The organism is Streptomyces sp. NBC_01508, assembly GCF_045040315.1.
In the GTDB taxonomy this organism is placed as follows: Bacteria; Actinomycetota; Actinomycetes; order Streptomycetales; family Streptomycetaceae; genus Streptomyces.
Window position 1 is genome coordinate 1,690,617 of the sequence record NZ_CP109419.1, and the last position, 12,626, is coordinate 1,703,242.

Here is a 12,626-nt window from a genome sequence, read left to right on the forward strand (position 1 = left end):
AACGCACCACGACCACCGAGACGGCCCGCTACGGCACCACCACCGCCCAAACCGGGACCGGATCCACCCCGGCTGACCCGCCGCACCTGCTGGCTCGACCTGATCAGATCCGACCCGTTTGAAGGGCAGGACAAGCTCAGTGCGCGCAGTCAGGGCCCGGGCGGCCGCCCGGGCCGCCGCGCTCCTGGCCTGCCCCGGCCACCGGGTGATACAGCGCAGAAGAGTCCTGCCGGCGACCCCGGCCGGTGTGAGGTCAGCGGGCGTGGTCGGTGAGGCCCTGTCCGCTGCCTTATCGCGTGGCCGGGATCGGGGGGCGGTAAATGGCGAGCAGGGCCATGTCGTCTTCGGTGAGTCCGCCGCTGAAGTCCTGTACGTCGTCGACGAGGGTGCTGAGCAGTCGGGCGGGGGTCGGGAATGTCCGGCCGGTCAGCCTGGCTGCCGGGTCGTAGAAGGTTCCGGTCGCGTCCCGGGTCTCGGAGAGGCCGTCGGTGTACAGGAGCAGTGTGCTGTCCGGGGGAAACTCCCAGGTGTCGTGCCCGCCGGACGACGGGGCGAGTTCGAGCAGGCCCAGTGGCAGCCGGAACGTGCTGGGCATGAGGGAGGTGACGCTTCCGCCTCCGCCGAGGAGCAGTGGCGCGGGGTGGCCGCAGTTGAGGATGCGTACGACCTGGTGGCCGATGGGGATTTCCACGAGGACGCAGGTGACGAACGTTTCCTCATCGGTGTTGTCCCGGTCCGTGCGGTCCCGCACGAGGGCTTCCTCGAGCCGCCCTGCCACCCTGGACAGTGTCTCCTCCTGCTCGGAGGCTTCCCGGAAGGCCCCGAGGACGACGGAGACGGTTTCGATGGCGGCCATGCCTTTTCCCCGGACGTCGCCCATCACCAGGCGAATGCCATGGGGGGTGGAGCGGGCGCCGTAGAGGTCGCCGCCGATCAGCGCCTCGCGCTGGGCTGCCTGGTACCGGGCGGCCACACGCAGCCCTGCCACGTGCTTCGACGGAGTGGGCAGTACGGCGCGCTGGGCGGCCTCGGCCACCTCGTGTGCCGAGGTGAGCCGCTCGCTGCTCAGGCGCACCAGGACGTTCACCAGCGCGGCGATGGCCGTGGCGAAGGCGATCGTGGTGAGCTGCGGCGCCATGCTCTGCACGACGGAGTCCTCTCCCCTGATGTCCGCCACGAACCGGAGCGTGGCGGCGGAGACGAAGGCCGCAACTCCGAAGGCGACCGTTCTCCCCAGGCTGAAGACCGGTGCGGCGATCAGCGGCGCGGCCACGAAGAACGGCGAACCGTTGAGACGCACGGGCGTGAGGAACTGGAAGACGATCCCGACGAGCAGCAGGACCACGGGCAGCAGACGGGACAGCCGCCAGAGATACGAGACCGGTGAGAACGAGGGCTCGACGACGGCCCTGGCGGAGCGGCCGGCGACCTTCTTCTTCACGTGCTCCTCCAGAAAATCGTGGAGCCGGCACCTGGGCCGCGCTCTGTGACACTGCGGAACCGCTGGTGACCAAACCTGACCAAGGCCGCAGACAGCCCGCACGCATGCCCCCACGCCGGAGGAGAAGGCCCAGAACTCCCCGGGCACCGACGCCACTCCTTGACCGCAAACGGAAAAAGGGCATTTAGGCACATAGTCGCTTTAGTGAGCTAAGTTACCGTATAAACGGCTCTGCCATCGAGCACCGCGGCACGCACGAAAGACAACGTCGGGGCCGCCGAGCCATACCTGCGCAGCGTCGCAGCCCGCAAGGGAACGAACCCCGTGTGCTGCCCTTGTGGCAGGTGGCAGGATTGAATGAATCCGACACGCTGCTGCTTCTTACGACGTGGTCGGCTATTGAAGATCGGGGCCAGGGTTGTGTGGCTGGAGGATCCGAGGTGCTGACAGGTAGCGGGGTTCGGCCGCTGGTGAACGCCGATCCTTCGGCAGGACCTGCACGTATCCTCCGGACATGGTTGATCACCGCTCGGTCGATGTGGGAGGGATCCGGCTGGCCTATCAGGTGTCGGGTCCGCTGGACGCTGCCCCGCTCGTCCTGTTGCACGCGTTGGGCGAGGACGTCACCGACTGGGACGCGGTGGCACCTGCCCTCGCCCGCAGCCGACGGGTATACGCTCTCGATCTTCGCGGTCACGGCCAAAGCGATTGGCCAGGGAACTACTCCCTTGAACTCATGCAGACCGATGTGCTCCGGTTCCTGGAGGCACTGGGGCTTGGCCGGGTGGACCTGATCGGGCACTCCATGGGCGGGGTCGTGGCCTACCTGCTCACTCAGGAGCATCCGCAGCGGGTGAGCCGGCTCGTCCTGGAGGACGTTCCGGTTCCGCGTCCCCGGGAGCCGACCACCCCGACCAGGCCGGACGGCGACCTGGCCTTCGACTGGGAGATGGTGCTGGCCGTCCGGAGGCAGATCGACCTGCCTGACCCGAGGTGGCTGGAGCGGCTCAGCCAGATCACCGCCGAGACTCTCGTGCTGGCGGGCGGTCCACGCAGCCATGTGCCCCAGGACGGCATCGCCGAGCTGGCCCGCCGCATCCCCCGCGGACACATGGTCACCATCCCGGTCGGACACCTGATCCACCACGCAGCGCCCAAGGCGTTCGCCGAGGCGGTTTCGGCGTTCCTCTTTTCGGGGGAGGACTCCCGTCCCGCCCGTCAGCCATGAGCCCGACGTCCCCGGCCGTGACGTGAAGGAGGCCGCACGGGTTCTTCGAGTGTGACCAAGAAGTGGGCCCGTGCGTCCTTGTCCCATCCTGCCTTCACCGGCCTCTCCCGTGCACATCTCGGCGCTTTGATCGAGGAGTTGGCCAAACCGTGGCAGGCGCGACGCGAGTCCGCGCTGCGTGACCGCCGTGGTGGGGAGCGCCGTCGGCAGGCCGGGGCCGGGCGCAAGCACGAGCTGGTGTTCACCGACCGGGTGCTGGTCATGCTGGTCCACCTGCGCACCCAGCTTCCGCACGCCGCGCTCGCCGAACTGTACGGGGTGGGCCGCTCCACCATCACCGAGGCCATTGGGGAACTCCGGCCGCTGCTCGGCGACCGAGGTTTCGCCGTCCCCGACCGGCCCGGTCTGCGGCTGCGAACTCTCGCCGATGTGTTCGCCTACGCCGCTGCTGAGGGGGTCAAGCTGCGGATCGACGGTACCGAGACCCAGGTCCGCCGCCCCCGGGCCCACCGGCCCGGCCGCTGCGCGTTCGTCTCCGGCAAGAAGAAGCAGAACACCGTGAAGACCACCACGATCAGCGACGGCCAAGGCCGAACCCTGTGGTCCGGGGCCGACCGGCCCGGAAGAATGCACGATCAGACCGCGATGCGCACCGAGGGCATCGCCGAGCAATTCCGTGCACTTTGCGCAGGTAGGCGACCAGCTTGCGCAGCGACCAGCGGGTGAACGGCTGGCCGAGCTTGACCGGGCGGGTGGTGGCCGTCGCGATGACGAAGTCCTCGTCGTCAGGGCTGAGTTGGCGGGGACGGCCTCCCGCCCACTGAGGGTCCAGGGAGGCCAGGCCGATCTCCTTGAAGCGGTGGATCACATCGCGCACGGTGTCCTCGTCGGCCTGGACCAGCCGAGCGATCACCGGGACGCGGTTCCCGCCGGCCGAGGGCAGCAGCATCATCGCCCGCCGGTAGCGCACCGAACTGGTGCTGCCCCGGCGCACGATCTGCTGCAGCTTCTGCCCCTCCTGGTCGGTCAGTCTGCGCACACGGACGGGCTCGGCCACCGCGCCTCCAGCGGTCGGATCGGACGTCACCGCACATCCAACCGCCACGACCACCAACCCGGCGAACCTACGCGGTCAGAGGACTAGGGCGTGTTGCGAAAGTAGCGCCGTCCGCCCGAAGGGCGGGGCCGACGGCGTCTGGTGCGTGCGATCGCAAGGCGGAGGATCGTTCTCGTACTGGACGTACTTGGATGATTCCGACAACGCGGCGAGTGCGCGTGCCAGGCGTCGTCGGCCAGGCGGGACTTTCGAAACACGCCCTAGCGCTCCGCCGTGACCGTGCAACGGGTTGCACGGCAGTGCCCGAAGACTCGCATCTTGAGCGCGGATCGGCATACGAGCTTCGGTACCAGGCCCCCGGGCAACCCAGCGGTAGTGTTCGCCCCCGCGGGCTGACCGCACACGCTGATCACCCGAGTAGCAGGGTGAGGGCGACGGACCATAGCGCGGGGTCGCCGGTTCACCAAACCGGCGAACCCGCGGATCATTGATAGTCCACCGCCACGATCTGCCCGTACGTCGAAAGGCACCATCCGACGACCACCAATCAAACCGCGAAACGCTCACGGCCAGGGTGCCGTCGAGCGATCACGCGGCTGCGTAGCTCGCCCGGAACAGATCCCGCGCCCGCTCCACGTCCCTCGGCGTGCGGAGCCGCACCTCCAGGTCGCCCGTCCCGTGGTGGCCGAGCCCCGTCACATCCCGGGTGAACCCGGGAACGAGGTCGACCCTCTTCGGGTCGGCCTTGAGGTAGACGAGGAGCTTGCTCCGCTGAGGCAAGCAGACGCACGCGAAGTTCCGCAGGCGCTGATACGCCCGGTACTGCTTGCGCTGGATGCGTTTCACACCGTTCCCCAGGTCCAGCAGCGCCTCGTCAACCGCATCCGCCAGCTCGACCAACGACGCACCCTGCACGTCGGCTGCCGCCCATGCGACCGCCTGCCGGCGCGCACGCCGCGGTGCCTGTGTCCCACCGCTCACGGACGCCACGGTCTCCAGGCCGAGCAGGTCGCTGCCGAAGAGTCGGTAGCGGACCAGGTCGATCGACCGGCGGTGCTCGCGTACGGCGTGTACGTCGTAGCGCGTGAAGTCGCCGGCGATACAGATCAGGCGCGGCCCGCTCCACAGCACCTGGGACGCGGCCGTGCTCCCGAGCCGGTCGCGGACCAGGTGCTCGAACTCGCGGCGGTGGTCCACCAGCCACGAGAGATAGAACAAGCCCTGATTGATGACCTGTTTTCTGACTACTGGCGCAGTTTTCGCAGGTCAGTGACCTTGTGGCGGAGACATCGTTGTGTCGGCCATGGAGGCATCTCGAGACCTGGCGAGCCTGTCCGTCCCCCTGGTCGGGGAACTGGTGGCCATGGATGATCCGGCGGAGCCCTACCGGCTAATCGATCCTGCCAGAGAACCGGTCGAGGGGGCTCGCGCCTTCCTAAGCGACCTGCGGGGAGCCGGCCGTTCGGCGGCGACGGCCCATTCCTACGGGATGGACTTGCTGCGCTGGTTCCGCTTCCTCTGGGCTATCGAGGTGCCGTGGGACCGAGCGAGCCGGATCGAGGCGAGGGACTTCTCCCGCCGGCTTCAGGTCGCCGGGCAGCCGAGGCGTACGCACTGGCGACGCCCGAGCGAAGCGGGCCGGTGGGCCGCAGGGGGCAAGGCGTACGCACCGTCGGTGCGGGCACACAGCGAGACAGTGCTGCGGAGTTTCTACGACTACCACCGCGACATCGGCACCGGGCCGGTCCTCAACCCGTTCCCGCTGGACCGAGCACGACGCGGCCGGCGGGCTCATGCCCATCGCAACCCGATGGACCCGGCCCGTAACGAACGCGCCGGGCTCTACCGGCCGAGAGTGCCCACCAGGGTGCCTCGCAGCGTCCCTGACGAGCAGTTCAACGAGATCTTCACCCGGCTTCCTTCGCACCGGGACCGGGCCCTGGTTGCCTTCTACGTCTCCACCGGTGCACGTGCCAGCGAACTGCTCAGCACCTGGCAGGCCGGCGTTGATCCGGGGCGCCAGCTGATCTCGGTGGTCCGCAAGGGTACCGGCGAGGTCCAGGAACTTCCTGCCTCGACCGATGCGTTCGTCTGGCTGCGGCTCTACCAGTTGGAGATGGACGATGCGATCCCGCGCGGGCGGCGTCTCCCGCTGTGGTGGACCCCGCGCTCGCCGTCGAGGCCGTTGACCTACCACGCGGTTCACCACATGTTCGAACGGGCGAACGCCAAGGCAGGAACTTCCGCGTCGCTGATGCGCTGCGGCACACTGCCGGATATCGGATGGCCGAGGACCCCAGTCTCCCTCTCACAGATGTCCAATTCGTCCTTGGTCACGCTCAGTTGACCACGACGCAGCTTTACCTCAAGGCTCGGGAATTGCATCAGATGGGAGCGTTCGCGCTGGTCGCCTGATGGACGAGCACCTCGATCCTACTCGTGCATGGTCCCAACTACCCTTTCCGGCCTGGAAGTTTGGCAGAACGATCCCTTCTGATGCATGATTTGAGCATCAGAAGGATCGACTCGTGATGCGAGGACCGGGTACGGAGTTGGCCGGATCGGCCAATCTGGAGCTCATCTCCGGGCGGCTGCGCTTTCGGCCCGAGGACACGGCGTGGGAAGCGACCCTGAACGGTTGGAGGTCGCAGCAACAGGCCCGCAACCTCAAGAAGGGCACGTACGAGCCGCGCGAGAAGTTGGTACGCGCCTTCCAGACGTACACGAACGAATACCCGTGGCTCTGGACGCCGGCCCACATGGACGAGTGGTCGGCCAACCTGACCTCGGAGAAGAGCCTCGCGCCTTCGACGGTGCGTGGCTACCAGGGCACGGTGCGACTGTTTTCCGAGTACCTCATCGACCCCCGCTACGACTGGGCGCTGGTCTGCGAGGAGCAGTTCGGGACGTATCCCGTGGCGGTCTGCCACGAGTGGAACACCATCTCGCACCTTCAGGGCTACGAGGGCGACCCCGAGGCCCGCCCGTTCACGCGCGAGGAACTTCCGGAAACGAGCCGAAGCTCCCCGACCCCTTCGGCCGCTACGTGATCACGACGTTCGTGAAGGGCGCGAACATGGGCCCGTACGAGGCCGCCCGGCACATCCCCGGCGTGAGCGGCCACGAGCTGTCGTACACGGCGAACCGGCACTTCTCGATCGTGCCGCTGAACGAGGCGATCGCCGACCTGGTCAACGCGCACGCCCAACTGGACATCTCCCAGGCGTGGGGTGACGGCACCGCGGTGGCCGCCGACGGTACCCACATGGACACCTACCTCGACAACCTGCTCGCCGAGACGTCCGTCCGGTACGGCAAGCCGGGCGGGATCGCCTACCACCACATCTCGGACACCTACATCGCGCTGTTCACGCACTTCATCCCGTGCGGGGTATGGGAGGCCGTCTACATCATCGAGGGCCTGCTGAAGAACACCTCCGAGGTGCAGCCGACCACCGTGCACGCGGACACGCAGGGCCAGAGCTTCCCGGTGTTCGCACTGGCCCACCTGCTGGGCTTCGACCTGATGCCCCGCATCCGGAACTGGAAGGACTCCACCTTCTACCGGCCCAGCAAGCAGAGCGAGTACGTGCACGTCGACGCCCTGTTCGGCGAGCCCGGCAAGAACGTCATCGACTGGGACCTGATCGAGTCCCAGTTCCGGCACCTCATGCGGGTGGCCGTCTCGGTGCGCGAGGGGGCGATCTCCTCGTCCACGCTGCTCAAGCGGCTGCGGTCGGGCTCCAAGAAGAACGCCACCTACGCCGCGTTCCGCGAGGTCGGCCGTGTGATCCGCACCGTGCAGCTGCCGCGCTACCTCACCGACGCGCCGCTGCGCCGGCGGGTGACCGCGGCGACGAACAAGGTCGAGTCGTTCAACCGGTTCTCCCAGTGGATCGGCTTCGGCAACCGCGGGGTCATCGCCGACAACGACCCGATCGAGCAGAAGAAGGCGATGAAGTTCAACGCCCTGCTCACGAACGCGGTGATCTTCCACAACGCCCTGGACATCGCGGAGATCGTCCGTCAGCTGCTGGAGGAGGGCTGGAAGATCGACCCGGAGGACCTGGCCCACATCTCGCCGTACCTGACCGAGCACATCAACCGGTTCGGCGAGTACAGCACGCACGAACTCGGCATCCAGCCCGACGCGTACGACCCGAAACTCGACGTCGACTTCACCCCGCTGCGCGAGCAGGACCTGACCGCCGCCGGCCTCGGCCAGGCCGCTTGACCGCCCGCCCCAGAGTCTTCTCCCTCGTGTGCACTGGCCGTACAGCCGAAGCGGCACCCGAAGCCACCTCTTATGGCTTCGGGTGCCGCTTGTCCGGCCGTGCTATGTCAGGCACGGGTAGGTGCGATGCAGGGGGTTGAGACTGGTAAGGGCCGTTGATCATGTAGTCGGTGTCCTGGATACTTGGTCATCTGCGTCCGTCATAGGTGTTAACGACTGTGATCGCCAGCCAAGCGCCGCGAGGCAGGCACCGGTTCGTCGGCAGGCCCCAGGGGGTGGCGGGCGGCGGTCAGTGGTCGGGTTTGTCCAGGGGGCGGGATCTGGCGCGTACGTGTACGCGTTCGCCTTGGCGGCCGAAGAGGCTGAGGATCTCGACGGGGCCGTCACCGGTGCTGCCGAACCAGTGCGGCAGCCGCGTATCGAACTCGGCTGCCTCGCCCGCGTTCAGTACCAGGTCATGACCGGGCAGGGTCAGGCGCAGACGCCCGGAGAGGACGTAGAGCCACTCGTAGCCCTCGTGGGTGCACGGTTCCGGTGTGCTCCGGGTGGCCGGGAGCACCATTTTGAAGGTCTGCAGCGGGCCTGGCTGCCGAGTGAGCGGCAGGACGATGTTGCCGTTCACGCGCTGGGGCGTGAGGCGGATGCGGGGGTCGCCGACTTCGGGGGCGCCGATCATTTCGTCCAGGGGGACCTGGTGGGCCTGGGCGATGGGGAGCAGGAGTTCCAGGCTGGGGCGGCGCTGGCCGGACTCCAGGCGGGACAGGGTGCTCTTGGAGATGCCGGTGGACTCGGCGAGCGCTGCCAGGGTGACGCCGCGCTGGGTGCGCAGGCGCTGGAGGCGGGGGCCGACTTCGGCGAGGGCTCGGGTGATGGCGGGTGAGTGGTCCACGCTTCCTATTGCACATCCTCGTCCCGGAAATGGCAACAAATGTTGCTCTGGGCGGGCGGTGATCGCAGCCTGTGGGCGGAGGTGGTCACCGTGAACGATGTGATCGACGGAAGCAATACGAAGAACAACGACGCACGGAACGATTCCGTGTACGACGTGGTGGTGGTCGGTGCGGGGGCCGGTGGGCTGAACGCGGCCCTGGTACTGGCCCGGGCCCGTCGGCAGGTGGCGGTGGTGGACGCCGGGGAACCGCGCAACGCCCCAGCCGCCCATATGCAGGGCTTTCTGTCCCGGGACGGAATGTCTCCGGCGGCGCTGTTGGAGGTGGGCCGGGCGGAGGTGGCCGGGTACGGAGTGGACCTGATCGAAGGCCAGGTGGATCACATCGATTCCGGCTTTCTCGTGCGCCTGGCCGGCGGCCCGGTGCTCAAGGCCCGCCGGGTGCTGGTGGCCACCGGGCTGCGCGACGAGCTGCCCGCGATCCCCGGCGTCCGCGAGCGGTGGGGCAAGGACCTGCTGCACTGCCCGTACTGCCACGGGTACGAGGTCCGCGACCAGCCGATCGGGGTGCTCGGCACGGGGCCGGGCTCGGTGCACCACGCGCTCCTGCTGCGGCAGTGGTCGGACGACGTCGTCCTCTTCTCCCACACCCTTGATCTGACCGGCGACGAGCGCGAGCGGCTCGCGGCCCGCAGTGTGCGCGTCGCAGACGGCATGGTCAAAAGGCTGGTGGTGGACGAGGACCGGCTGCGCGGGGTCGAGCTGGCCGAGGGCCGGGTGGTGCCCCGTAACGCGGTGTTCGTCGCACCGCGCATGGTGCCCCGCGATGGCCTCCTGACGGGCCTGGGCTGTGAGCGGGACAAGAGCGGCTGGGTGATCACGGACCGCTCGGGCCGCACCAGCGCGCCCGGGGTCTGGGCGGTGGGCAATGTCGCCGATCCGCGGGCACTGGTCGTCACCGCGGCCGGCATGGGCGCGGCGGCCGGCTTCGCCATCAACCACCACCTGGTGGACGAAGAAACCGAACGGGCCGTCGCGGACCGTCGCACGGCAACCGCCCCGGCCGCCGCCCTCCTGTCCCCGCCCTCGCGCTAGAACTGCCGAATCCATCACCCCCGAAGGACTCCGAACCATGCCCGCAGAGCCCGTGGACGCCCTCCCTCACATCGTGTCCCCCGCTGGCAGTGAAGACATGAGAGCGAAGGAGGACCCCGGCGAGCCGCCTCGGACGTCTCTCGCGTTCGCCGTGCTCGCTGTCGTTCAGGCGACACTGATCTTCACCATCACCCTGATCGCTGTCCCGCTGCCGGACATCGGACGCGAGTTCGGCCTCGGCCCGGCGGACCTGGTGCTGGTCAACGCCGCGTATGGGCTGCCCTTCAGCGGACTGCTCCTGTTCGGCGGGCGGCTCGCGGACCGCTACAACGGGCGCCGGATGTTCATGACGGGGCTGGTGGTATTCGGTCTCGCCTCCGCGACGGCCGCGTTCGCTCCCGCCTTCGAGGCTCTGGTGGCGGTGCGCTTCACTCAGGGCATCGGCGCGGCGATGGCCGCCCCGGCGGCCCTCGCCGTGCTGCGCGCGCTGTACCCCGCGCCGGCCGCGTTCGGCAGGGCGATGGCCACCTGGGGCGGCGTGTCCGTGCTCGGTGCGGCTGTCGGCGCCGTCGCCTCCGGCGCGATCACGACCTGGGTGTCGTGGCGGTGGATGTTCGCCGTACCCGTCATCGTCGCCATCCTCGCCCTGGCTGTCGCGCGGCGGCTGCTGCCGTCCGGGCCCGCCGGGACGTCCCGGCCCCGACCCGGTCTCGACCCCGCAGGGGCCGTGCTCGCCACCCTGGGCATCTCCGTCGGCAGTTACGGCCTGATCGTCAGCGGCGATCACCCCTGGACCTCGGCCACTGTGCTCGTCCCGTTCACCGCAGGCGCCGTACTGCTCTCGGCATTCCTCGCGGTCGAGCGCCGGGTCCGTCAGCCGCTGCTGCCGCCCGGGTTCATCAGGAAGCCGAGCCGCGTCCTCGGGCTCACCGGCATCCTCCTGGCGTCGGCCGGCACCGGAGTGGTGACCTTTCTGCTCTCCCTCTACCTCCAGCAACAACACCACTGGACACCGCTGGCGACAGCCGGCGCGTTCATACCCTTCACCGTCGCCCTGATCGCGACCAGCCGCGCGGCGGGAATGCTGGTCGGACGATTCGGAGCGGTCCGCGTCACTACCGCTGGTCTCCTCGTAGGCGCATCCGGACTCGCGCTTCTCGCCGGCATCGACCACGACACCACCTTCGCCCTCGGCCTCCTGCCCGGCCTCGTTCTCCTGCCCGCCGGCACCTCCCTCATCTTCTCCGGAGCGGCCGTCCTGTCCACGGCGGACGTACCCCCGCACCAGACCGGCCTGGCAGGCGGCACCATGAACACCGCCATGGAACTCGGCCCCACCGTCGGCCTCGCGGCACTCATGTCCGTCGCCGCAACACAAACCGACACGGTCACCGGCTACGCCTGGGCCTTCTCCACCGCCGCCGCCATCTACCTGGCCGCCGCACTCGCCGCACTCATGCTGAACCGCCGCACCACCCTCACCGCAACACGCGATCCCTCATAGCTGACCGTTCGCAGGTTCAGCCGCAGAGGTGCGACCTTTCGACCGACGGCGCGCTTGGTGGGGCGACACGTGTACTTGCCCCGGCCTCACCGGACACGTGCGGGTGACGGCCCCGCCCCCGCCAGCTGCTTGCCGCAGTAAACACCGGATCTACTGCGGCGGAGCCCCTGCCGTGATCACCGCGACCTGTGGCGGACCAATCCGGCCGCCGGAGCGAGGTGTACGCATTTACTGCGGCAGTGCCGGAAGGGCAGGGCGGGCGTGACAATCGAACCAGTGACCGAACTCGGGACAGGTGGCGCGCTTCGGCTGCCGCGGGCCCGCGTCGCGCCCATGTCCGGCCCCTCTGGCCACGTACACCGCGGCGGTCGAGCGGTACCTCACCGGCGCGGGCATCGCGAAGTCCTCCGCGCGGATCTACCGGATCTCGCTCACGACGTGGGGGTGGATGCTCGCCGGCGAACCGGCGCCGACTGGACCCGCCCGCCGGGGCGCGAAGCCGCCCGTCTTCCCCGTCGCCGCGATCGACGACCCGGCGCTGCCGGAGGTGCTGGCCGAGCTGGCGGCAGCGCGGGCGGACGAGATGGACGCCGACACCGTCAACCGGGAGCTGTCCATCGCGCGCAAGGCGATCGGCTGGTGGCAGCGCCAGGGCTGGATCGCCTGCGATCCGACGATCGGCATCGAGCGTCGGCCGGCGCCGCCGGACCGCACCAAGGCCCTGGCGGAGAACCAGATCGCCGCCCTGTGGCGCCTCGACGTCGCGCTGCGGGAGAAGACGCAGTGGAAGATGCTCTACGAGTCCGCCGCACGGGCCGACGAGGTGCTGTGCCTGAACGTGGAGGACCTGTACCCGCAGGACAAGCGCGGCAGGATCACCGCCAAGGGCGGGGCGACCGAGTGGATTCACCGCAGTCCGGCACCGCCCAACTGCTGCCCCGCCTCATCGCCCGCCGTACGCGCGGCCCGCTGTTCCTCACCGACCGCAAGGCCCCGGCCGGAACGCCGACGCTCGACGTGTGCCCAGAGACCGGCCGGGCCCGGCTCTCCTACCGCCGCGCTGAGGAGATCTTCGAGGAGAACACCCGGCTGCTGGCCAACCCCCTCGCCTCACCCGACGACATCGAGGATCTGGACGGCTGGACGCTTCACCGGCTACGTCACAGTGCACTGACGCA

General features: G+C 68.9%; 9 protein-coding genes and 3 pseudogenes. 8 read left to right on the forward strand and 4 right to left on the reverse strand.

From position 1 onward, the window contains the following. Positions 1-289: 289 nt before the first annotated feature. Positions 290-1,441 carry a PP2C family protein-serine/threonine phosphatase gene (locus tag OG700_RS07490; RefSeq protein ID WP_405610770.1) on the reverse strand — a complete coding sequence of 384 codons (1,152 nt, stop codon included), beginning with the start codon at positions 1,439-1,441 and terminating at the stop codon, positions 290-292. Positions 1,442-1,955: 514 nt separating this feature from the next. Here OG700_RS07490 and OG700_RS07495 point away from each other — a divergent pair. Both OG700_RS07495 and OG700_RS07500 read left to right on the forward strand, forming a co-directional pair. Continuing rightward, positions 1,956-2,669 (forward strand): alpha/beta fold hydrolase, encoded by a 714-nt coding sequence (locus OG700_RS07495; protein ID WP_405610773.1) that lies wholly within the window; start codon positions 1,956-1,958, stop codon positions 2,667-2,669. Between the two features lie 51 nt (positions 2,670-2,720). After that, positions 2,721-3,347 (forward strand): annotated as a pseudogene (locus tag OG700_RS07500) (transposase family protein); the annotation flags it as partial. Here OG700_RS07500 and OG700_RS07505 read toward each other — a convergent pair. Both OG700_RS07505 and OG700_RS07510 read right to left on the reverse strand, forming a co-directional pair. Beyond that, positions 3,319-3,726: pseudogene (locus tag OG700_RS07505) on the reverse strand (transposase); the annotation flags it as partial. The pseudogenes OG700_RS07500 and OG700_RS07505 overlap by 29 nt on opposite strands. 588 nt (positions 3,727-4,314) lie before the next feature. Further along, a pseudogene (locus OG700_RS07510) lies at positions 4,315-4,959 on the reverse strand (DUF5655 domain-containing protein); the annotation flags it as partial. A 61-nt stretch (positions 4,960-5,020) separates the two neighbouring features. Here OG700_RS07510 and OG700_RS07515 point away from each other — a divergent pair. From OG700_RS07515 to OG700_RS07525, 3 genes are all read left to right on the forward strand, one after another. Next, a complete protein-coding gene (locus OG700_RS07515) occupies positions 5,021-6,073 on the forward strand; it encodes a tyrosine-type recombinase/integrase (protein ID WP_405610776.1) in 1,053 nt (350 codons plus the stop codon). Between the two features lie 181 nt (positions 6,074-6,254). Continuing rightward, on the forward strand, positions 6,255-6,776 hold the full coding sequence (locus tag OG700_RS07520) for a hypothetical protein (protein ID WP_405610779.1): 522 nt from the start codon (positions 6,255-6,257) through the stop codon (positions 6,774-6,776). Next, positions 6,773-7,960, forward strand: coding sequence for a transposase (locus tag OG700_RS07525; RefSeq protein ID WP_405610782.1), 1,188 nt, complete (start codon positions 6,773-6,775; stop codon positions 7,958-7,960). The genes OG700_RS07520 and OG700_RS07525 overlap by 4 nt, the downstream gene beginning before the upstream one ends. A gap of 289 nt (positions 7,961-8,249) precedes the next feature. Here OG700_RS07525 and OG700_RS07530 read toward each other — a convergent pair whose 3' ends face one another. Next, a complete protein-coding gene (locus tag OG700_RS07530; RefSeq protein ID WP_331743565.1) occupies positions 8,250-8,849 on the reverse strand; it encodes a helix-turn-helix domain-containing protein in 600 nt (199 codons plus the stop codon). 90 nt (positions 8,850-8,939) lie between these two features. Here OG700_RS07530 and OG700_RS07535 point away from each other — a divergent pair, with 90 nt between their 5' ends. The 3 genes from OG700_RS07535 (at position 8,940) to OG700_RS07545 (ending at position 12,622) form a co-directional block, all read left to right on the forward strand. Beyond that, a complete protein-coding gene (locus OG700_RS07535; protein ID WP_405610785.1) occupies positions 8,940-9,944 on the forward strand; it encodes an NAD(P)/FAD-dependent oxidoreductase in 1,005 nt (334 codons plus the stop codon). Positions 9,945-10,041: 97 nt separating this feature from the next. After that, entirely contained in the window at positions 10,042-11,448 is a 1,407-nt protein-coding gene (locus OG700_RS07540; protein WP_405610788.1) for an MFS transporter, read from the forward strand. Positions 11,449-11,743: 295 nt separating this feature from the next. Further along, on the forward strand, positions 11,744-12,622 hold the full coding sequence (locus OG700_RS07545) for a site-specific recombinase (protein WP_405610791.1): 879 nt from the start codon (positions 11,744-11,746) through the stop codon (positions 12,620-12,622). Positions 12,623-12,626 lie beyond the last annotated feature (4 nt).